The following is a 21,504-nucleotide window of genomic DNA, read 5'->3' on the forward strand; positions in this document are numbered from 1 at the left end:
GGCTCCGGGGAAAATCGGGGGACCCGCGGTGCAGTGGTTGAGTCCAGAGAACATCGTGGCCGTGGGAACCGCGGTCCTCGGTATCGTCGCGTCCGGTGCCATGGTCTGGTACGAACGCCGGGTGCCGCACCACAAGCGCATCGGCTACCGCGTCCAGATGGACAGCCCGATCGGTGACGGCTCCGACCGCGCCAACAGACGCCTCGGCCTCTTCGCCGAGACCCCGGGCATGGTGGACGCGACACTCGTCCTGCTACGCATCGAGAACGACGGCTCGCAGGGCATCGACGGCGGTGACTACACCGGCCCCGAACGCCATGGCCTGACCGCGGTGTTCACCGATCGCACCATTCGCGGTGTGTCGGTCACACAAACGACCGACAACGACCACCTGATGGACCACTTCACCGCGGAGCGCGGCTTCGGCTACGAGGGCAACCGGCTGCACATCCCGCGCGTCCCGCTCAACCACGGCGACCACTTCAAACTGCTGGTGGTGCTGTCCGGCGGCGATGTGGGCCGTGAGATACGGCTCAGAGGCGGTATCCGCAACGGCCAGGTGCACCCCAACCGCAGTGCCACCCCGGACGACGAGCCGCCCCTGTTCAGCCGGGCCGCCCGGCTGATCAGCATCACGCTCACACTCAGCGTCCTCACGCTCGCCGGCATCGTCATCGCCCGCGACGACCATCCGCTCCCCATCGACTGCGCCCGCGGCAGCCTGACGGTCACCGGCTCGACGGCCTTCGCCCCCGTGGTGCAGGATCTGGCGAAGCAGTACGAGAAGAAGTGCGAGGGCTCCGACATCACGGTGGACGCCCGCGGCAGCGAGGCGGGGGTCGGGGACCTCATCTCCCTGGGCTCCCGGTCGAAAGGCGCCCCCGCCATGCTCGCGTTCTCCGACGGTCGCACCCCCAGGGCCGACGGGGCCTCTGATCTCAGAGGTACCCCGGTCGCCGTGTCCGTCTTCACCCTGGTCGTCAACGAGGACGTCGACCTGGGGCGCGGGCTCTCCCTGGCGGACGTGCGCCGCGTCTACAGCGGGAAGATCAGCCGCTGGAAGCAGCTCGACCCCCGTCTGCCCGACCTGCCCGTGGTGCTCGTCAGCCGCAACGCCGACTCCGGCACCCGGCAGATCTTCCAGCAGCGGGTGCTCGGCACCTGGGAGCGGGCCCCCAGCACATCGCTGGACTGTGTCCACCAGAACGACCGGTCCGCGCCCGTCATGCGCTGCGAACTCGACTCCACGCAAAAGGTGCTGGACGCGGTGGCCAAGATCCCCGGGGCCATCGGCTACAGCGAACTCAACCTCGCCCGTCACCCGGGCCTGCGCCGGGTGCCCCTGGACGGCGCCGCGGCCTCCACCCAGGACATCGAGTCCCGCATCGGCAACTACCCCTACCGCGGCGTCGAGTACGCCTACACCTACCAGCGCCCGCCCCTCGGCTCCCTCACCGCCGACTTCCTCGCCTACGTCCAGCAGCGCACCGGCGAGAGCCAGATCCGGGACCACGACCATCTGCCGTGCTCCGCGCCGACGGTGCAGCCGCTCTGCGCGGACGACGGCGGCTGAGCGAGGACGACCGACGGCGGCTGAGCGCGGACGACGGTCGCCGGGGACCGACGCCGGGCCCGTTCCCGCCGCACCGGCGCCGGTCCCCCGGGGGACGGCCGTCTCACCGGGGATCCGGCGGCCGTTGTCTCGGCATGTTCGGCCGGGCCCCCGAGGGCGGGGCGAACCGCCCCGGCGCCACCCCTTCGGCCCGTGGCGCGGCGGCCCCCACCGACTGGAGCACCAGCGGCGCGGACCCCCTGCGGAACTCCGCCATCCAGTCCGCGGTCTCCGCCCGCATCAGCTCCGTCACGTCCTCGCTGAACCGCCGCAGCACCGAGAGGCACCGCTCCGCCGCCTCGCCCGCGGTCCCCTCCGTCGGCCCGAGCACCTCCCGCACGCTCTCGGCCGCCCAGTCGAACTGGAGCGTCTGCAACCGCCGTTGCAGAGCCTGGGCGGTCGCCACGTCCCGCATCCACCCGGAGGTCACCCCGAAGAACCGGTCCCCGGCGACGCACGCCATCCCCAGCAGCAGCGACAGATACGCCCACGGCAGGGCGCCGTCCGTGACCCCGGTCAGATCGAGCAGCGGCAGCGCGGCCCCGCACCCGACCCCGGCCGCCGTGCCCACGCGCAGCGCCCGCGCGGCCCGGCGTTTCCACACCCGGTTCGCGAGGTACCAGGCCGCCGTCTCCAGCGCCCGGCGCTCCACCCACCGGTACAGCTCGTCCAGCCGCTCCGCGGGCTCCCCCCAGTCACCGTGCGGGAACGGCCGCCCCCCGAGGTCGCCGGGCCGAAGTCCTGCCACGCCGTCGCCCCGCCCGTCCTGGAGCGGACCTTCGGGCTGCATCTCCGGCTGACTCACCCGGCACTCCCTACGTACGGCTCTGACGTTCCGCGATGGTCACTTCGCGGTGTGCGCCCGCCTACACGGCACACGCTCCGCCACGTGTTCGTGACGCATGGTGCTGAAGCGCCGAACCCTTCCTACCGTCCCCCGGGCGACGCGGGCCCGGGTTTCACCGCTTTTCCGCCCGGAAGGAGGCCGTGGCCGGGGGAGGACGCCCCGCAAAGCCACCCGAACGAGTGCCGCCGCGTGCCGCGCCTTGAGTCCGGACGGACTACCGGAGCGGTCGTCCCGGTGACCACGTAGGCTCGTGCCAGGCGGCAAACCCCGCCCTGACAGCCGTACGCGACCTGCCAGCCGTACCCGTACGAGACCAGGAGCTGATCGTGATTCCCGGTGGTGGCCAGCCCAATATGCAGCAGTTGCTCCAGCAGGCCCAGAAGATGCAGCAGGACCTCGCCAGGGCGCAGGAGGAGCTGGCGCGGACCGAGGTCGACGGCCAGGCGGGCGGTGGTCTGGTGAAGGCCACGGTCACCGGCGCCGGTGAGCTGCGTGCCCTGGTGATCGACCCGAAGGCGGTGGACCCGGAGGACACGGAGACGCTCGCCGATCTGGTCGTCGCGGCCGTCCAGGCGGCCAACGAGAACGCGCAGGCCCTCCAGCAGCAGAAGCTCGGCCCGCTGGCCCAGGGGCTGGGCGGCGGGCTCCCCGGCCTGCCGTTCTGAGTCCACCGGTCCGTCCCTTCTGCGCAAGGCGAGGGCCAACTACCGTACGTACCAAGAAACCGAGCGCGGCTACGGTACGTGCCGAAGCTCTTCAGGAAAGGCAGTCCGTTGTACGAAGGCGTGGTCCAGGACCTCATCGACGAGCTGGGGCGGCTGCCCGGCGTCGGTCCCAAGAGCGCCCAGCGGATCGCCTTCCACATCCTGCAGGCCGAGCCGGCGGACGTCCGCCGGCTCGCCCAGGCGCTGCTCGAGGTGAAGGCGAAGGTCCGCTTCTGCGCGACCTGTGGCAACGTGGCGCAGGAGGAACTGTGCGGCATCTGCCGTGACGCGCGCCGCGACCCGTCGGTGATCTGCGTGGTGGAGGAGCCGAAGGACGTCGTCGCGGTCGAGCGCACCCGCGAGTTCCGCGGCCGCTACCACGTCCTGGGCGGCGCGATCAGCCCCATCGAGGGCGTGGGCCCGGACGACCTGCGCATCAGGGAGCTGCTCGCCAGGCTGGCCGACGGCACGGTCACCGAGCTGATCCTGGCCACGGACCCCAACCTGGAGGGCGAGGCCACGGCCACGTATCTCGCCCGGATGATCAAGCCCATGGGCCTGAAGGTCACCCGCCTGGCCAGCGGCCTCCCGGTGGGTGGCGACCTGGAATACGCGGACGAGGTCACCCTCGGCCGCGCCTTCGAGGGGAGACGACTCCTAGATGTCTGACGCCACGCTGCACTCCACGACGCAGGACCCGGACGACTTCGCCGTTCAGATCGCGGATCAGGTCGAGAGTTTCCTGGTCGCCGTCACCGAGGTCGCGAAGGGCGACGAGCCGGACTCGGCCGTCCCCTTCCTCCTGCTGGAGGTCTCCCAGCTGCTGCTCGCGGGCGGCCGTCTGGGCGCACACGAGGACATCGTGCCCGAGGAGCGCTACGAGCCGGACACGGGCCCGGACGCGGACGCGGACGAGCTGCGCGAGCGCTTCGCCGCCATGCTGGACCCGATCGACGTCTACTCGGAGGTCTTCGACCCGTACGAGCCGCGCAGGGCCCCGGTCCCGGCCCGTATCTCCGACGATCTGGCGGACATCATCACGGATCTGCGCCACGGCATGGCCCACTACCGCGCCGGCCGCACCACGGAGGCGCTGTGGTGGTGGCAGTTCTCGTACTTCTCCAACTGGGGCTCGACCGCCTCCGCGGCCCTGCGGGCCCTGCAGTCCGTGGTCGCGCACGTACGGCTGAACCAGCCCCTGGCGGAGCTGGACGGCCTCGACACCGACCAGGACCTCGGCGACGACGTCCTCGCGGAGGAGGCGGGGCGGGTCATGGTCCGGGAGATCGCGCGACCGCTCGGACTGCGGCCGGTCACGTAGCCGTCCGGCGGCCCCTGTGACACGTGGCACGTTTCCGAGTACGGGGTGCGCGGCGGGGGCAGGTGCCGTGCGGAGCGGCCTGGTCTCCCCGCGGGGAGCGGCGGTGAAAGCCGTCGTGCGTCCGTCCCGGATCCGGAGAAAACCGGGAGGGTCCCAAGGTGAGCGGGACATCTCACCATGCGGTATCCCGGAAGGGGAATCCGGTCCCTCGATAGACTGAGCCGACCGCACCGGCACTGCGCGGGTGCGGAAAGAGACGGATTGAGCGAGGAGCGCACGTGGGCCTTGTCGTGCAGAAGTACGGAGGCTCCTCCGTAGCCGATGCCGAAGGCATCAAGCGCGTCGCCAAGCGGATCGTGGAAGCGAAGAAGAACGGCAACCAGGTGGTTGTCGTCGTTTCCGCGATGGGCGACACGACGGACGAGCTGATCGATCTCGCCGAGCAGGTTTCCCCGATGCCTGCCGGGCGTGAGTTCGACATGCTGCTGACCGCCGGAGAGCGGATCTCCATGGCCCTGCTGGCCATGGCGATCAAAAACCTGGGCCACGAGGCGCAGAGCTTCACCGGCAGCCAGGCAGGCGTCATCACCGACTCCGTCCACAACAAAGCCCGGATCATCGACGTCACGCCCGGCCGCATCCGCACCGCGCTGGACGAGGGCAACATCGCGATCGTCGCCGGTTTCCAGGGCGTGAGCCAGGACAAGAAGGACATCACGACCCTGGGCCGGGGTGGTTCCGACACGACCGCCGTGGCACTGGCCGCCGCCCTCGACGCCGAGGTGTGCGAGATCTACACCGACGTCGACGGCGTGTTCACCGCCGACCCGCGTGTGGTGAAGAAGGCCCGGAAGGTCGACTGGATCTCCTTCGAGGACATGCTGGAGCTGGCCTCGTCCGGGTCCAAGGTGCTGCTCCACCGCTGTGTGGAGTACGCGCGCCGCTACAACATCCCGATCCACGTCCGCTCCTCCTTCAGCGGGCTGCAGGGCACGTGGGTCAGCAGCGAGCCGAACGAGCAGAAGGACAAGCAGGTGGAGCAGGCCATCATCTCCGGTGTCGCGCACGACACCTCCGAGGCCAAGATCACGGTCGTCGGTGTGCCGGACAAGCCGGGCGAGGCCGCCTCGATCTTCCGCGCCATCGCCGACGCCGAGATCAACATCGACATGGTCGTGCAGAACGTCTCGGCCGCGTCGACCGGCCTCACGGACATCTCCTTCACGCTCCCGAAGACCGAGGGACGCAAGGCGATCGACGCCCTGGAGAAGGGCAAGACCGCGATCGGCTACGACTCCCTGCGCTACGACGACCAGATCGGCAAGATCTCCCTCGTCGGCGCGGGCATGAAGACGAACCCGGGCGTCACGGCCTCCTTCTTCGAGGCGCTGAGCGACGCGGGCGTGAACATCGAGCTGATCTCGACCTCCGAGATCCGCATCTCGGTGGTGACGCGCGCGGACGACGTCCCGGAGGCGGTGCGCGCGGTGCACAGCGCGTTCGGCCTGGACTCCGAGAGCGACGAGGCCGTCGTCTACGGCGGCACCGGGCGATGACCGGCCTCCCCCGCGGGGGCGCGGACCGCAAGGGGTCCACGCGCCCGGGCCGTACCGGGCGTGCGCGCCGTACGGGGACCGGGCCGGCCGCGCCTCCCGTGCGGCGGGCCGGTCTGCCGGGCCCGGGCGTGCCCCGTGGGGAGCGCCCGTGACGGCGCGGACCGGGCGGCCGACACTCGCGGTCGTGGGAGCGACCGGGTCCGTCGGCTCCGTCATGCTTCAGATCCTGTCCCAGCACGCGGACGTCTGGGGCGAGATCCGTCTGATCGCCTCGCCCCGCTCGGCCGGCCGCAAGCTGACCGTGCGCGGTGAGGAGGTCGAGGTCGTCGCGCTCGACGAGGAGGCGCTGTCCGGCGTCGACGTGGCGATGTTCGACGTGCCCAGCGAGGTCGCGCGGCAGTGGGCGCCGGTCGCCGCCGCGCGGGGCACGGTCGTGGTGGACAACTCGGGTGCGTTCCGGATGGACCCGGAGGTCCCGCTGGTCGTGCCGGAGGTCAACCCGCACACCGTCCGGGTGCGCCCGCGCGGCATCATCGCCAACCCCCGCTGCACCACGCTCGCGATGATCGTGCCGCTCGGCGCGCTGCACGCCGAGTTCGGGCTCAGCGAGCTGGTCGTGTCCTCGTACCAGGCCGTGAGCGACGCGGGACACGCGGGCATCGAGACCCTGCGGCAGCAGCTCTCGCTGGTCGCGGGGACGGAGCTGGGGACGAGCCCCGGTGACGTACGGCGCGCGGTGGGCGACAACACCGGGCCCTTCCCGGAGCCGGTGGCGCTGAACGTCGTCCCGTGGGCCGGGTCCCCGAGCGAGGACGGCTGGTCCTCCGAGGAGATGACGATCCGCGACGAGTCCCGCAAGATCCTGGGGCTGCCCCGGCTGCCGGTGGCGGTCACCTGCGTCCGCGTGCCCGTGGTCACCGCGCACTCCCTCACCGTGCACGCCCGCTTCGAGGGCGAGGTCACGGTCGACCGCGCGCGGGACATCCTCGCCACCGCGCCCGGAGTCGTCCTCTTCGACGACCCGGCCGCGGGCGAGTTCCCCACGCCCGCCGACGTGGTCGGCACGGACCCGACCTGGGCGGGCCGGGTACGCCGCTCCCTCGACGACCCGACCGCGCTGGAACTGTTCCTGTGCGGGGACAACCTGCGCAAGGGCTCGGCGCTGAACACGACGCAGATCGCGGAACTGGTCGCGGCGGAACGGACGGCTCCATAGCCCGCAGGTTCTTCGGCCGCGGTCCCACCAGGCGGGGAATTTCCTGGTCGGCGGCCAGAACGTTTGTAGGATCTCTATCAGTCCTGTCGGCCGGTCCATGATCTGGACCACTTGATCGAATCCTTCGGGTGTTCGAAGATTTCCCTCCCCGCCCCGCAACCGCTTGCGGAGCGGGGAGCGTCTTTGGGGTCGCCCTACGGGGGGCGGGCGCCATCACCATGGGGCATTAGGGGAAGAGCTGGTACGCATGAGGGCACAAGACGCACGGTCCGCGGCGCTGGGGGGCGCACGAGGGCAGGTGCAGACGGACGTGCTGTCTGACGCGAAGGCGATGCCAGTCGCGTACAACCCTCAGGGGGTGAGGCGTGTCCAACTGGCGTGGCAGAGGTACTCGAATTCACCGCGGTACGGGCGAGGGGCACGGCCCTTCGCCCGCCCCGCCGCACCCGCGTGCCCGGCGGCATGCCGGTGATCGCCCCCATGCCCACAGCGCGGCGTGCCCGCATACCCAGCCAGCGCGAGAGCGCTGAGGAGACGACGGCCGCCGGCACCACGGTGGACCATCTGACCGAGACCTACCGTGCCCACTACCGCTCCCTCCTCGGGCTCGCGGCGCTCCTCCTCGACGACACCGCGTCCTGCGAGGACGTCGTCCAGGAGGCCTTCATCCGCGTCCACTCGGCGCGCAAGCGCGTCCGCGACCCGGAGAAGACGCTCGCCTATCTGCGCCAGACGGTCGTCAACCTCTCGCGTTCGGCGTTGCGCCGCCGCATCCTCGGTCTCAAGCTGCTCTCCAAGCCGATGCCGGACATGGCGAGCGCGGAGGAGGGCGCGTACGACCAGCTGGAGCGCGACTCGCTGATCCGGGCCATGAAGGGTCTGCAGCGCCGTCAGCGCGAGGTGCTGGTGCTGCGCTACTTCGCGGACATGACCGAGGCCCAGGTCGCCGAGACGCTGGGGATATCGCTGGGGTCGGTGAAGGCGTACGGATCGCGCGGCATCGCGGCGCTGCGCATCGCCATGGGAGCGTCGGCATGAGCGAGTACGAGGAGCGGCGCCCCGCCGTCCCGGGACGCGGCTCCCACGAACGACACGAGCCCGATATGTGGCACGAGCCGACGGACCGGTCGGCGCCCCACGAGGACGACCACGAACAGCATGCTGGGAACCGAACTGTGAACCACCACCCCGACGACCAGGGCCGACAGGAAGCCCGGCCGGACCGCGCCGCTCCCGACACGTCCGCCGCCGACCGCTTCGCACGGGGGCCCGGCGGTTTCGAGGACCGTGCGGACGGGTCGGGTGCCGGGCGGGACGGCCTGGCGGCCGAGGGGCTCGGTCCGGACGAACAGGCGCTCCGGCGGATACTCCACCAGGCGGTGGACGACATCGAGCCGAGCGACGGCACCCTGGAGCATCTGCGGCGCGCGGTGCCCGCCCGGCGGGCGCGCAAGCGGCAGGCCCTGGTCGGCATGGCGGCCGCCGCCCTGTTCGTCGGCACGGCGATCCCGGCCCTCGTCCATGTCTCCCACGCCACCTCCGACCCCGACCCCTCCATCGCCGGTCAGGCCTCGCAGGCCCAGCAGGGCACCGCGCAGAACAAGAACCCGGACGGGGGCGTCGGCAGCGGCTCGGTCGGCTCCTCCGGCACGGTCAAGAACGGGGACCAGGGCGGCCAGAAGAGCCCGGAGAACAAGGGCAAGGACGTGACCGGCGGCGCCACCGGCGGGGCCGGCCCGACGGCCTCCGCGCAGAGCACCCCCGTATGCACGGCGGCCCAGCTCGGCGGTGCGACCGCCACCGCCGGCGCACCGGACTCCAGCGGCACGGTCTACGGCGCCTTCCGCATCGCCAACGTCTCCGCCACGAGCTGTACGGTCTCGGGCGGCGGCAGTGTCACTCCGGCCCCCCAGGGCGCGGCGGACCCCGCCAAGATCAGCGTGGTGGACCATGTCGCGGGCGACGCGGCCACCGGGCTGCCCGCCCCGTCCGGGGAGGCCGGCTCGCTGGTGCTCAAGCCCGGTGCGGCCTACGAGGTCAAGTTCGCCTGGGTCCCGTCGGAGACCTGCCCCACCACGGGTGGCGGCACCGGCGAACCCTCCCCGGACCCGAGCCCTTCGGAGAGCACCGGCACGATCACCGACACGACCTCGGGGGGCGGTGGCACGGCACCGCAGCTGATGACGGAGGACGGCGTGGCCGACGGCAGCGTGGTGGTCTCCTACACGCCGGTGACCGGCTCCGGCACCGCCACGACGATCTCCGACGCCTGCGCCGGCACGGTCTACCGCACGGGGATGCTGCCTGCGTCCTGAACTGTGCTCGGGTGTACTGAACCGTGCCCCGGCGTACTGAACCAGGGTCCCCGTGTCCTGAAGCCTGCGCCGGGAGCTCACGGTGCCGGGCTTGCGTTCCGTGCCGGGCTGCCGGGCTGCCGGGCTGCCGGGCGCGCCCGCGTCCGGCACGGTCCGGGCGCCCGGGCCTCAGGTCGCGGCGGTGCGGGGCGCGCTCTCGGCGGCGCTCTTCCCGTTCCCGGCCGCCTCTGTTCCCGCCCCTGCTTCTGCTTCTGCCGGGGACGCCGGGGTCCTGGCCTCCGGTCCCTCCGTGACGAGACCCAGCTCCGCGTCCCGGGCGTACTCCACCTCGCGTCGCAGCAGGCGGAACCACATGAAGACCGTGAAGCCCGCGAAGACGAACCACTCGCCCGTGTAGCCCAGGTTCTGGAACGCCTTCAGATCCAGTCCGGTGCCCTGCGGTGCCGTCGCCGGTACCGCCCGCATCCCGCTGTCGGCCTTGTCGAGCGTGATCCAGGCGTCGTAGAGACGGTAGGGCACGAGGTTCACCAGCGACGCCGCGCTGATCGCCGCGGTCTGGTCGGTGGGGAGCCCCCCGCCCCCTCCCGCCCCGTTCGCCCCCGGGCTCTCCGACGCCTGCAGCGCACCCGTGACGGTGACCTCACCGGCCGGTGCGGCCGGTGCCTTCGCGGAGTCCGCGTCGCCCGGCAGCCAGCCCCGCACGACCGGCAGGGCCATGCCCTGGTCGGTGCGCAGCATGGTCAGCACATAGAACCCGTTCCTGCCGTCCAGCTCCCGGTCCGGCACCAGCAACTGCTTCCCGTACCGCCCGGTGGCCGTGGCCCGCTTCCCGGACGTGTTCTTGTCGACGGGCAGCAGTTCCCGAAGCGGCCGGGCCGCCTCCGTGCGGGCCGCCGTGGCCTGCTCGTTCGCTCTCTGCTGCTCGTGCATCCGGGACTCGAACCGGCTCAGCTGCCATGACCCCATGAAGATGCAGAAGGGGATGGCCAGCAGCACGAAGACGTTGATCCCCCACCAGCGGGGCGTCAGCAGAAACCGGTACACGCCCTCCACGGTACGGTGCCGCCCTCGCAGACCCGCCCGTGGGGCCCGGCGTACGAGGCACCCCTCCCCGTACGCCGGTCCGGCCAACGCACGCCTGCCCCGCAGCCTGCCCCGTCCGCCGGCGGCCGGCCACGCCGCCGGTTCCGGCCCGGTCCACCGGACGGTCAGGCGCGCCGCCCGTCCTGGTCCCGTCCACGGGACGGCCAGCCACGCCGCCCGTCCCGGTCCCGTCCACCGGGCGGTCGGCCACGCCGTCCGTCCCGCCCGCCGTCCGGGCCGTCGCTCCTCTCGGCTCTCCACGCTCTCCAGATGCCGGCTCTCCAGGTGTCAGCTCTCCAGATCCCGGCCCTCCAGATGGCGCGCCGCGAAGTCCAGCTCCAGCCGCACCTGCTTGATCCGCTCGTCGACCACCAGGGAGCCGTGTCCCGCGTCGTACCGGTACACCTCGTGTGCCGCCTCCCGTGCGGTGAGCCGGTCCACATAGTTGTCGACCTGGTGGATCGGGCAGCGCGGGTCGTTCACCCCCGCCGAGATGTACACCGGCGCCTTCACCGCGTCGACGTACGTCAGCGGCGACGACGCCTCGAAGCGCTCGGGCACCTCTTCCGGGGTGCCCCCGAGCAGGGTCCGGTCCATCGCCTTCAGCGTCTCCATCTCGTCGTGGTACGCCGTCACATAGTCCGCGACCGGCACCGCCGCGATCCCGATCGTCCACGCGTCCGGCTGGGTGCCGAGCCCGAGCAGGGTCAGATACCCGCCCCAGGAGCCGCCGGTCAGGACCAGCCGCCCCGGGTCCGCGAGCCCGGACGACACCGCCCACTCCCGCACCGCCGCGATGTCCTCCAGTTCGATCAGCCCGACCCGGTGCTTGAGGGCGTCCGTCCACTCGCGTCCGTACCCCGTCGAACCCCGGTAGTTGATCCGCACCACCGCGTACCCGTGGTCCACCCAGGCCGCCGGGCCCGCCGCGAACGAGTCGCTGTCGTGCCAGGTGGGGCCGCCATGGATGTCGAACACCGTCGGCAGCGGTCCGGTCGCCCCGGCCGGCTTCTGCACCAACGCGTGGATGCGGCCGCCCGGCCCCTCCACCCACACGTCCTCCACCGGCACCGACCCCGGTGATCTCATTCCCGGCGGATCCAGCACGACCCCGCCCGACGTCGACCGCACCACCGGCGGCTCGGCCGCAGACGACCACAGGTACTCCACGGTCCCGTCGGGGCGGGCCGTCGCGCCGGACACCGAGCCCGGCGGTGTCGGCAACCGCACCAGCTCGTGCGTCACCAGGTCGTACCGCAGCAGTTCGCTGCGGGCCTCGAAGCTGTGCACGACCAGCAGTGCGGAGCCGTCCGGATACCACTCCGCGGCCACGTCGCCCGGCAGCTCCAGCGCCAGGTCCGTCTCCTCGCCCGAGGCGACGTCCCACACCAGCGGCTCCCACCGGCCGCGCCGCTGGTGCCCGACCAGCAGTCGGGTGTCCCCGTCGACCGGTGCGAAGCCCAGCACCTCCAGGCTCAGCTCGACTCTGCCGCCCTTGGTGTCGTCCAGCTCCGCCACCGTCGAGCCGTCCGGCCGCAGCACACGCAGGGCCGAGTGCATCGCGTCGCCGTGCTCGGTGTGCTCGATGGCGATCAGCGAACCGTCGTGCGCGAGGCCGCCCACCCCGGCCGACTCGCGGTGCCGGTAGATCTCGACCGGGTCGTGGCCGATCCGTGCCAGATGGATCGTCGAACCGTCCTCGTCGGTCGAGCGACCCACCACCGCCGTCCGTCCGTCCCGCCCGATCGCGAGCCCGGCCGGGTACGACGGCTCCAGGCCGGGAGCCGCCGGCTCGTCGGTCCCGGAGTCCGCGCCGGAGGCGCCCGGGGTGAACCGCTGGCGTCTCCAGATGCCGAACTCGTCCCCGTCGGTGTCGTCGAACCACCAGATCCACTCGCCGTCCGGTGAGAGCACCCCGTCCGTCGTGCCGTTCGGCCGGTTCGTGACCTGGCGCTGCTCGCCCGTGGTGCGGTCCCACGCGTACAGCTCGTACGTCCCCGTCGCGTTGGAGACGAACAACGCGCGGTGCGGCGCGTCCTCCGCCCACTCCGGCAGTGACACCCGCGGCGCCCGGAAGCGCTTCTCCCAGTCCGGCATGTCCTCGCCGTGCTCGGGCGAGGTGGACCCGTTGCTCTCAGTCATGGCCCCATAGTGCCTGGCTCGGGCGGTATCGTGCGGCCGAGGTCCTCAGCCTGTGGAAAACTCTTCGGGAAAACCTCCTGACCAGGCACGACCGCGCGACCGGACGACCGCGCGACCGGACGACCGGACGACCGGAGCCTCCCGGCCGCCGCCCCCCACGCCGTCCGTCGCCCCGGCCGATCCCGTGCCTACGCCGTCCCCGCCCCCTCGCGGTGCCTGCGGCCCAGGAGGTCCGCCAGGCCGCGGCGCGTCGCGGCCAGGACCACCCGGTCCTCCGGCCGCAGGACGTACGTGGGCGGCAGGTCCCAGACCAGCCCCGAGGGGCGGCCCGGACCGCCCGTCTCGGGGTCCGGCGCATGGTCCCGCCCGCCGGGCGCCGCGGTGTCCAGAGCGAGCACCCGCCAGGCCCCCGCCCGGAAGGCCTGCGCGACCGTCCGGCCCTCCAGCTGCGGATGCCCGGCCACGTCCACGGCGGCGAACAGCAGCACCCGCCGTTCGACGGGGATCGCCCCCAGGATCTGCCGCCCCAGCATGGCCCCGGCGAACGCGGGCGCGGCCAGGTGCGACACGCTGCGGCTGCGGGTCGGGGCGTGCGGGTGGGCGGCGCGCAGGGTGCGGTAGACGGCCGTTGCGAAGTCGTCGTCGTACAGGCGCAGGACGACCCGCAGGTCGGGCCGTACGGAGCGCGCGTACAGGACGGCCTCGAGGTTGGTGGTGTCGGCGCTGGTGAGCGCGAGCAGCGCATGCGCCCGGTGGATCTTGGCGGCCTCCAGGACGCCTTCCTGCGTCACGTCGCCGAGCACGACCGGCACCCGCAGCCGCCGGGCCGTCGCGAGGCCGCGCGCCTCCGGATCGCCCTCCACGCACACCACCGGAATCCTCAGCTCCCGCAGCCGGGTGAGGACCCGCGTGCCGATCTTGCCGACGCCGAGCAGCACCACATGACCGGACAGGCCGCGTGGCGGTTTGCGCAGCGCACTCCCGCTGCGGAAGGTGCCGAGCGCCTCGAGGACGGCCGCCACCAGCACGGGCAGCAGCAGCAACCCCACGAGGCCGGACAGCAGTTGCAAGATCTGCCGCCCGGCGGGCTCCCCGATGGCCGGGTTGTTGATGGCGAACAGGTCGAGCAGCGTCAAGTACGTGGCGCGCAGCGGGGGTTCCCCGGTGACCGCCATCGACGCGATCGCCAGCGCGACGACACAGCCCACGACTCCCGCGAACGACCAGCGCAGCCGCCGCGAGAACAGCGAGCCCAGGGGGACGACACTGCGCCCGCCGGACAGTGCGGGACCCGCGTAGGAGACGGTCTCCAGGACGACCGTGCCGCGTCCGGTGGCCGCGGCGATCGCCCGTTCGTCGGGCAGGAGTTGCGGCCCCTGCTCGCCGCTGCCGTCGGAACCGTCGGCGCCGACGGGGTCGCCCGCCGTCGCCGACAGCAGCGCCAGCGTGCACAGTCCCGGGTCGGCGACCTCGCCGGGGCGCGGCGGCGGGCGTTCCACGGCCCGCAGCATCAGCCCGTCGGTCTGCACCACCTTGGTGGTGCCGGCCACGGCCGTGGCCGCCAGCGCGGGCGCGGCGGTGTCGGCGTCGGACAGGACGGTCGTGGACGCGTCGAACGCCTCGGCCGCCCCGTCGCTCCCGCCGGAGGCCAGCGCCGCCGCCTGGTCGAGGAGCGCCTCGATGTGCTGCCCGAGCCGCCGGTTGTAGAGCCGCAGCACGAGCTGGAGGCGCGGGTTGAGGCGGCGGGCGGTGAGCGCGGCGCGGATGTTGGTCTGGTCGTCGTCATAGACGAGCGCCAGGGCCGTCGCCCGCTCCACCCCGGCCTCGGCGAGCACGGCCTCGGAAGCCTCCGGGGCCTCCAACAGCCGTACGGCGTCGGGTGGGTGCGGGGGACGGGCACCGCCGACGCCAGAGGTACGACCGTTCGCGTCATTGCCGTTGCCGTTGCCGTTGCCGTTGCTGTTGCCCGCCGCGCGCGTGACGGCGGCGGAGACCCGGTCTATCAGCGTGGAGGGGCGGGCACGGCCCACCACCGGCTGCCGGGCGACCCGTCTGGCGGGGGGCACGACAAGGGTCACCTGCTCGCCGTACACCCCGCGCAACTCGGCGGCCAGCCGGTGCGCGAGTCCGTCGTCCCCGCACACCACCATGTGCGCGACCGCGTCGCTCGATCCGTTCTGTTGCGGAACGCCTGCCACGAGGAGAAAGACTGCCCTACGGACGGGCCGGTTCCACAGGGGCGGGGTGCCGAAAGTCCACCCTTGCCGAACAGGCGCTTCCCGGGGGAGACTTCTACAGAACTGTAGAAATGTAGAACTGCAGAGCTGTCGCGCCGCGGATCCGGCGCATCCTCCACCCGCCCTGGGAGCAAGACTGATGTTCGGCATGAGTGAGCTGGCCGTGATTCTCCTCGTGGTCGTCGTCGTCCTGGGGATCAAGAAGCTGCCGGAGCTGGCGCGTTCGGCGGGGCAGGCGAGACGGATCCTCAAGAGCGAGGCGAAGGCGCCGACGGAGCAGGACGGCGTGACGCCGGATGCGGGCCCTGTGATCCGGGGGACGGTCGTCGGCCGGGACGAGCCGCCCGCGCGTTCCTGACGCGGGACCTCGGGGGAGGTTCAGGCCGCCCGGCGCTCGTTCCCTCCGAATGCGGCCTTCCGAATGCAGCCCTCCGAATACGGCATGAAAGGCGGAGACCGCCACCCGCAATGCGGTGTCATCCGAACGGGTCATCGTGCTGGACGAGACGGCGATCCGTGAATTCCGTGCGTCATACTCATGGTGTTCCCGTGGTGTGCAGGTTCCTGCGATGTGCACGTTCTGCTCTGTGCATGTTCCCGCGCTGTGTCTTTCTGTGCTCCGTGCGAGGAATGCGGAGGTCGTCACATCCGAATACGCAGGCCCGGACGGGTGGCATCGGCTCCACGGGCCGGACCATTCCCTGAGGGGGCCCGTCATGGCCGTGGAAATTACGCCCCTGGTAAAAACCTCCCGGCTCCGGAGGCGAGGGGGCCTCTTCGGCGAATGCCTGGCGGAATCCCTGGGGACGTGCGTCCTCGTCTCCTTCGGGTGCGGTGCGGTGGCCATGGCGGTCGCCGCACTGCCCGGATCGGGCCGTACGGCCGGTCCCACCACGTTTTTCCTGGGCGCCGGTGACTGGCTGCTCATCTCCTGGGGCTGGGCGCTCGCCGTGACCTTCGGTGTGTATGTGGCCGGCGGTGTCAGCGGCGCACACCTCAATCCGGCGGTGACGCTGGCATTCGCGCTGCGCCGCGGCTTCCCCTGGCGCAAGGTGGTTCCGTACACGGCGTCGCAACTGGCCGGCGCGTTCGTCGGGGCCGCGCTGGTGTACGGCGTCTACCACGACGCGATCGACACCCTCGACCGCGCCATGACGGGCCCGAAGACGAACGGGCACACCCTCGCCACCTTCTCCATCTTCGGCACGTTTCCCGCGCCCTATTACCACGGCGGCACCGGGGGCCCGCTCGTGGACCAGATCGTCGGGACGGCCTTTCTCGTCATGTTCATCGTGGCGGTCGTCGACCTGCGCAACACGGCGGTGAAGGCCAACCTGGGCCCCCTGGTGATCGGCTTCGCGGTCGCCGCCATCGGCATGTCGTACGGTGCGAACGCCGGCTATGCCATCAACCCCGCCCGGGACTTCGGCCCCCGTCTGTTCACATGGCTCGCGGGCTGGCAGGACCTCGCGCTGCCCGGCACCCTCGCGGGGTCCTTCAGCGACTACTTCTGGATCCCCCTCGTCGGCCCCCTCGTCGGCGGAGTGATCGGGGTGCTCGTCTACGACCTGTTCATCGGCGACGTCCTGCATGCCCGCGTGCGGCTGGCCGAACTCCCGGAGGCCGGCCTGACCCGCCTGGAGACGGACGCGGGCGAGAAGTGAGCCGGGCCCGCTGAAGACCAGCTCCGTGCGGTCGCAGGGCAGCGTGACGTCACAGGCGTCCGCCACGCGGCCGTCGAAGGCGTACGACGTCTTCCCGGAGGAGGATCACCGGCGTGCCCGGCGGCAGCCCCAGCTCCTCGGCCTGCTCCGGCGTCGGCGGGAAGCGGCGCTCACGGCACGCCCCGTACCGGGAACCGCGTCGTCCAGGGCTCCCGCACCCGGGCATGGAAGCGCCCGACCGCTGGCGACGGGGGATGCGCCAGCGATCGGGCTGTGGTCCAGCGTAACAACGTCGCTCGCGCGGCGGGAGTCGACTACTCGGCCGTAGCGGGGAGTTGTGAGCGGGATCACGTGGAATCCGCCGTCGTCCGCCCCGGCTCCCTCATCGCCCGCACGGCGGGTCGTACGAGAGCCGGGGCAGGTACTCGTGCCACCGCTGCGGGGTCAGCACGCCCCGGGTGACCGAGCAGATGTGCCGGATGGCCTCGTCGGCGTCCAGGCGCCACAGGCGGACCGTGTCCGCGCCGCTCGACACCCCGAGCACCTGGCTGTTGGGGCTGAAGGACAGGAAGTTGCCCGTCTTGGCGTAGGGGCTCATCGACTGGCCGATGGGGGTGGCCGACGACGGCCGGGCGACGTCCCAGAGCCGGACCGTGTTGTCGTTGCCGCCGCTGGCCAGGGTCTGGCCGGACCTGCTGAACGTCAGCGACGTGACCGCCTCGGTGTGGCCGATGAGCGGGGGGCCCAGCTCGGTCGCCGCGCGGGGCTCGGTGACGTTCCAGAGCCGTACGGTGTCGTCGTCGCTGCCGCTGGCCAGCGTATGGCCGTCGGGGCTGTAGGCGAGCGCGTTGACGGGCCCGGAGTGCTCCGTGAGCGGGGAGCGGAGCGGGGCCACCCGGGCGGGGTCGGTCACGTCCCACAGCCAAATGGTGCTGTCCGCGCTGCCGCTGGCGAGCGTGCGCCCGTCCGGGCTGAAGGCGAGGGCGTTGATGAAGCCCCGGTGGCCGGTGAGCGGCTTGCCGAGCGCGACGGCACGGGAGGGGTCGCTGACGTTCCACAGCTGGATGGTGCGTTGGTCGTAGGCGGTGGCCAGGATCCGTCCGTCGGGGCTGTACGCCAGGGCGTAGGAGCCCATGAAGCGGGTCTGCAGGGCGAGGCGCGGCCCGGTGAGGACCGGGTGGGCCGGATCGGTGACGTTCCACAGGTGCACCGACTCCTTGTCGGTCAGCACCACGAGCGTGCGGCCGTCGGGGGAGAACACCAGCGAACGCTGGCCGCCGTCGGCGGGCATGAAGGGCCGGCCCATGAGCCTCGGCCGACCGGGAGCCGCCACGTTCCACAGCCGGACCCTGCCGTCGCTCGCGACCGTGGCGAGCAGCTTGCCGTCCGGGCGGAACACCCCGTTGCGGCCTGTCATGTCCGACGTCGGGACCGACCACAGACGGACCCTGCTGTCACCGCTGCCGGTGGCCAGAGTACGGCCGTCCGGACTGAACCCCAGGGCGTACATCTCGCCGCTGCCGCCCGCGAGCGGCTCGCCGACCTGGGAGGGCAGGTGCGGATCGCTGACGTTCCACAGGCTCGCCGAGCTGTCCGCGCTGGCCGCGGCGAGCCGCTCCCCGTCGGGGCTGAAGGCCACGGACCAGATGGCACCCGTGTGGCCGGTGAGCGGCGAGCCGATCGGTGCCGCGCGCTTCGGGTCGGAGACGTCCCACAGCCGGATGGTGTCGTCGGCGCTGCCGCTGGCGAGCGTGCGCCCGTCGGGGCTGAAGGCCACCGAGTGCACCAGGTCCGTATGGCCCCTGAGCACCCTCGGCAGCGGCTCGGGGTGGCGCGGATCGGCCGTGTTCCACAGCCGGATCGTGTCGTCGTCGCCTCCTGCCGCGAGCGTGCGCCCGTCGGGGCTGAACGCCACACAGCGCACCGCTGCCGTATGGCCGCCCAGCGCGCCGAGCGACTGCGGCCGGCGCGGGTCGGCCACGTTCCACAGGCGTACGATGCGGTCCTCGCCGGCGGAGGCCAGCGTGCGTCCGTCGGGGCTGAAGGCGACCAGGTAGATCGTGCCCTCATGGCCCGTCAGGGGCCCCCCGAGAGGGGTGGGACGGGCGGGGTCGGTCACGTCCCACAACCGGATCGTGCCGTCGTCCCCGGCGCTGGCGAGGGTGTGTCCGTCCGGGCTGAAGACGGCACTGCTCACCCAGCTCGTATGACCGGTGAGAGGCTTGCCGAGCGGCTTGGGGCGGCTGCGGTCGGCCACGTTCCACAGGCGGACGGTCCGGTCGTAGCCGGCCGTGGCCAGGGTCGTGCCGTCGGGGCTGAACGAGGTGAGGTAGACGGCGCCGCGGTGGCCGAGCAGGGGGGTGGCCAGGGGCGCGTTCACGACCGAGATCAGCCTGCTGTACGTCCCCTTGTCGCCCGGCCGCAAGGTGTGCGCCACCAGGTCGAGCTGGGCGGACAGCGACGGATCCGTGCGCTGGACCCGGTCCGCCTCCGCGAGCACCTGTTCGAACACGGCGTCGTCCCGCTGCTGCCACGCGACCACCGCGGAACCGGCCGCGAGCACCACGAGCACGACCAGCGCCACCACGGCAGCGCGGCTGATCAGGAGCGTACGCTTGCGCAGCCTGACCGAGGCGGCCAGGAACTGCACGGTGCTGCGGGTCAAAGAGGTGTCCCCGGCGGACCGCGCCCAGCCGCGGGCCTGTTCCAGACGGGAGCCGCGGTAGAGCAGCGAACTGTCCCGGTCCGAGGCCTCCCAGGCCCTGCCGTCCTCCTCCAGCCGCTGGCGCAGCAGGTTGCCGTTCCTGTCCTCGTCGATCCAGCCGCGCAGCCGGGGCCAGGCGTGGAGCAGCGCCTCATGGGTGATCTCCACGGTGTCCGCGTCGAGTGTCACCAGCCGGGCGCGTACCAGCGCTTCGAGGGACTCCTCCGTCTTGCCGGGGTCCGCCGACTCCTGCGCCAACTGGCGCCGTGTTCCCCGGCGACGGGTGGCCTGGGTGTCCTCGCCGAGCCGGACCAGCCTCAGCAGCAGCAGCCGCGCGGCCGTGCGCGCCGCCGGGTCGAGGCCGGACCAGGCCTGCTCGGCGGTCGCCGCCACCGCTCCGTGGATCCCGCCGGCCGCGCGGAAACCGGCCAGCGTCAGCCGTCCCGCCTTCCGGCGCTGCCAGGTGGCGAGCAGGGCGTGGGACAAAAGCGGAAGTACACCCGCGTCATGGGCCCCGCGCGGGCCGTCGGCGCCCACCTCACGGACGATCAGCTCCGCCAGCCCCGGCTCCAGCTCGAGCCCTACGGCCTTGGCCGGACCCGTCACCGCAGCGCGCAACTCCGCGGTGGTCAGCGGCCCGAGCACCATGTGCCGGTGTTGCAGCGCGTCGGCCAGTTCGGGGTAGCCGAGACACTGCTCGTAGAAGTCGGCCCGCATGCCGAGGAGTACCAGCACCGGGGCCCGCTCGCCGGGGCCGGCCGGTGAGCAGGCGGCATGGAGGAGCTGGATGAAGGTGCTCCTGTCCGCCTCGTCGGGGCAGAGGGTGAACGCCTCCTCGAACTGGTCCACGACGATGACCGGACGCGCGGCCGAGGGCGCCTCGCGGTGCGTCCAGGCGGCGACGGCCTCCCGCACCGCGTGCGCGAAGCGCGCGCTGCCGGGCTCCTTGGGGAATTCTCGCGTCACGGCGTCCCGGGGAACGGTGTCCGGCGAAACGGCGTGCTTCGCGGCGGAGACCACGGGCGCGAGTTCGGGAACCCGCCGGACCAGTTCCCCGAGGGGATCGCTTCCGGGCACGAGGCGCAGTACCTCCCGTGCCCGGCCGCTCTCGTCGCCCAGCGCACCGTTCTGCAACGCGGGCACCAGACCGGCGTTCAGCAGCGACGATTTTCCTGCCCCGGAGGCGCCCACGAGCATGACCAGCCCGCCCGTCTCCTCCGCCGCGCCGAGCTGGGCGACGAGTGCCTTCGTGTACCGCTCCCGGCCGAAGAACCACCCGGCGTCCTGCCGCCGGTACGCGGCCAGACCCCGGTACGGGCACACACCGGCGACGGCCGGAGCCTCGACCGGAGGCCGATCCTCCCCGTCGGGGGCCGTCTCGGGGCCTTCGCCGGCCGGATCGGCCACCGCCCGCTCCCACAGACGCTGCCACTGGGCCACGTCGTACAGCCCCTTGGCCACCGGAGCGGGCCGCGAGCGCCGCGCCTGGGGTATCAGGACGTGCAGCACCGCCGCGAGCGCGGGAAACTGGGCGGGCACGTTCTTGGCCCGTCGCCAGTCGCTGATCCGCTGCGCCGACACCCGTACGGGCCGCCCCCGTTCGTCGACCCGCTGCAGTCGGTCGACCGCCTCGGCCACGCGTTTGAGCGGAGGGTTGCCGGCCTCCTTGTACAACAGCGCAAGGCGCTCTGCGAAGGCTGCGCGTGCCCCTGAGTCGGAACTCAAGGCCTCCACTCCCCACTTCCCCCGCAGCTGGACATCCGGACCGGAAAACTCACTCTATACGGCTGACCTGCGGTGAAGCCGCCGGTTTGACACCGGAGCCTCCTCGGGGGGACCAACCGGCTGGCAGGATCATGACCCACAGCGCGGCAACGCGCATCGTCCGGACGAGCCATCGGCTCAGCGTTCGAAAGACACCGCACGGCGCACGTTCTGGTCGCCTCCGCCGCAGTGATGGGGCGGGTGGTGGCGGTCTCGCCGCGGAAGCCGGAGCGATCCGTGGAGCCGGAATTGCTTCCGGGCAGCGCTGTCGCGTCGACCACGGCTTTGGCCTTTTGCCGATCCGTGCCGTTCGGTACCGGTCCCCGCGAGGGGAGGGAC

At 72.3% G+C, this 21,504-nt stretch carries 15 protein-coding genes; 10 read left to right on the top strand and 5 right to left on the bottom strand.

Going from position 1 to position 21,504, the window contains the following annotated elements:
- Positions 1-28 precede the first annotated feature (28 nt).
- Positions 29-1,573: a PstS family phosphate ABC transporter substrate-binding protein gene (locus ACWD5Q_RS11520; protein WP_451426815.1), complete on the top strand. Its 1,545-nt coding sequence runs from the start codon at positions 29-31 to the stop codon at positions 1,571-1,573.
- A 103-nt stretch (positions 1,574-1,676) separates the two neighbouring features.
- Here the strand turns inward: ACWD5Q_RS11520 and ACWD5Q_RS11525 are convergent, their stop codons facing one another.
- Entirely contained in the window at positions 1,677-2,417 is a 741-nt protein-coding gene (locus tag ACWD5Q_RS11525) for an SLATT domain-containing protein (protein WP_451426816.1), read from the bottom strand.
- 368 nt (positions 2,418-2,785) lie between these two features.
- Here ACWD5Q_RS11525 and ACWD5Q_RS11530 point away from each other — a divergent pair, with 368 nt between their 5' ends.
- The 7 genes from ACWD5Q_RS11530 (at position 2,786) to ACWD5Q_RS11560 (ending at position 9,571) form a co-directional block, all read left to right on the top strand.
- Positions 2,786-3,124 (top strand): YbaB/EbfC family nucleoid-associated protein, encoded by a 339-nt coding sequence (locus tag ACWD5Q_RS11530; RefSeq protein WP_451426817.1) that lies wholly within the window; start codon positions 2,786-2,788, stop codon positions 3,122-3,124.
- A 108-nt stretch (positions 3,125-3,232) separates the two neighbouring features.
- A complete protein-coding gene (gene recR, locus ACWD5Q_RS11535) occupies positions 3,233-3,832 on the top strand; it encodes a recombination mediator RecR (RefSeq protein ID WP_451426818.1) in 600 nt (199 codons plus the stop codon).
- On the top strand, positions 3,825-4,484 hold the full coding sequence (locus tag ACWD5Q_RS11540) for a DUF5063 domain-containing protein (protein ID WP_451426819.1): 660 nt from the start codon (positions 3,825-3,827) through the stop codon (positions 4,482-4,484). The genes recR and ACWD5Q_RS11540 overlap by 8 nt, the downstream gene beginning before the upstream one ends.
- 278 nt (positions 4,485-4,762) lie before the next feature.
- The gene (locus ACWD5Q_RS11545; RefSeq protein ID WP_451426820.1) at positions 4,763-6,040 is read left to right on the top strand and encodes an aspartate kinase; all 1,278 of its coding nucleotides are present in this window, start codon (positions 4,763-4,765) and stop codon (positions 6,038-6,040) included.
- Positions 6,041-6,188: 148 nt separating this feature from the next.
- Complete coding sequence (locus ACWD5Q_RS11550) at positions 6,189-7,256, top strand: aspartate-semialdehyde dehydrogenase (RefSeq protein ID WP_451426821.1); 1,068 nt, start codon at positions 6,189-6,191, stop codon at positions 7,254-7,256.
- Positions 7,257-7,634: 378 nt separating this feature from the next.
- A complete protein-coding gene (locus ACWD5Q_RS11555; RefSeq protein WP_451426822.1) occupies positions 7,635-8,294 on the top strand; it encodes a SigE family RNA polymerase sigma factor in 660 nt (219 codons plus the stop codon).
- On the top strand, positions 8,291-9,571 hold the full coding sequence (locus tag ACWD5Q_RS11560) for a hypothetical protein (RefSeq protein ID WP_451426823.1): 1,281 nt from the start codon (positions 8,291-8,293) through the stop codon (positions 9,569-9,571). Before ACWD5Q_RS11555 ends, ACWD5Q_RS11560 begins: the two co-directional genes overlap by 4 nt.
- A 168-nt stretch (positions 9,572-9,739) precedes the next feature.
- On the opposite strand, the gene ACWD5Q_RS11565 is transcribed toward ACWD5Q_RS11560, so the two are convergent.
- From ACWD5Q_RS11565 to ACWD5Q_RS11575, 3 genes are all read right to left on the bottom strand, one after another.
- Positions 9,740-10,615, bottom strand: coding sequence for an SURF1 family protein (locus ACWD5Q_RS11565; protein ID WP_451426824.1), 876 nt, complete (start codon positions 10,613-10,615; stop codon positions 9,740-9,742).
- Positions 10,616-10,942: 327 nt separating this feature from the next.
- The gene (locus tag ACWD5Q_RS11570) at positions 10,943-12,796 is read right to left on the bottom strand and encodes a prolyl oligopeptidase family serine peptidase (RefSeq protein ID WP_451426825.1); all 1,854 of its coding nucleotides are present in this window, start codon (positions 12,794-12,796) and stop codon (positions 10,943-10,945) included.
- A gap of 188 nt (positions 12,797-12,984) precedes the next feature.
- Entirely contained in the window at positions 12,985-14,946 is a 1,962-nt protein-coding gene (locus tag ACWD5Q_RS11575; protein WP_451426846.1) for an NAD-binding protein, read from the bottom strand.
- 226 nt (positions 14,947-15,172) lie between these two features.
- On the opposite strand from ACWD5Q_RS11575, the gene ACWD5Q_RS11580 reads away from it, so the two are divergent.
- Together ACWD5Q_RS11580 and ACWD5Q_RS11585 are read left to right on the top strand one after the other, a co-directional pair.
- Entirely contained in the window at positions 15,173-15,391 is a 219-nt protein-coding gene (locus ACWD5Q_RS11580; RefSeq protein WP_451426826.1) for a twin-arginine translocase TatA/TatE family subunit, read from the top strand.
- A 358-nt stretch (positions 15,392-15,749) separates the two neighbouring features.
- Positions 15,750-16,697 carry an MIP/aquaporin family protein gene (locus ACWD5Q_RS11585; RefSeq protein ID WP_451426827.1) on the top strand — a complete coding sequence of 316 codons (948 nt, stop codon included), beginning with the start codon at positions 15,750-15,752 and terminating at the stop codon, positions 16,695-16,697.
- Positions 16,698-17,079: 382 nt separating this feature from the next.
- On the opposite strand, the gene ACWD5Q_RS11590 is transcribed toward ACWD5Q_RS11585, so the two are convergent.
- Positions 17,080-21,135: an nSTAND1 domain-containing NTPase gene (locus tag ACWD5Q_RS11590; RefSeq protein ID WP_451426828.1), complete on the bottom strand. Its 4,056-nt coding sequence runs from the start codon at positions 21,133-21,135 to the stop codon at positions 17,080-17,082.
- Positions 21,136-21,504: the final 369 nt, after the last annotated feature.

The organism is Streptomyces sp. NPDC002513 (assembly GCF_053595355.1).

Excerpts from the sequence above, each read along its gene's own strand:
- ACWD5Q_RS11540 (WP_451426819.1), top strand. The coding sequence starts at position 3,825 with ATGTCTGACGCCACGCTGCACTCCACGACGCAGGACCCGGACGACTTC.
- ACWD5Q_RS11560 (WP_451426823.1), top strand. The coding sequence starts at position 8,291 with ATGAGCGAGTACGAGGAGCGGCGCCCCGCCGTCCCGGGACGCGGCTCC.
- ACWD5Q_RS11570 (WP_451426825.1), bottom strand. The coding sequence starts at position 12,796 with ATGACTGAGAGCAACGGGTCCACCTCGCCCGAGCACGGCGAGGACATG.
- ACWD5Q_RS11575 (WP_451426846.1), bottom strand. The coding sequence starts at position 14,946 with ATGGTGGTGTGCGGGGACGACGGACTCGCGCACCGGCTGGCCGCCGAG.
- ACWD5Q_RS11580 (WP_451426826.1), top strand. The coding sequence starts at position 15,173 with ATGTTCGGCATGAGTGAGCTGGCCGTGATTCTCCTCGTGGTCGTCGTC.
- ACWD5Q_RS11585 (WP_451426827.1), top strand. The coding sequence starts at position 15,750 with ATGGCCGTGGAAATTACGCCCCTGGTAAAAACCTCCCGGCTCCGGAGG.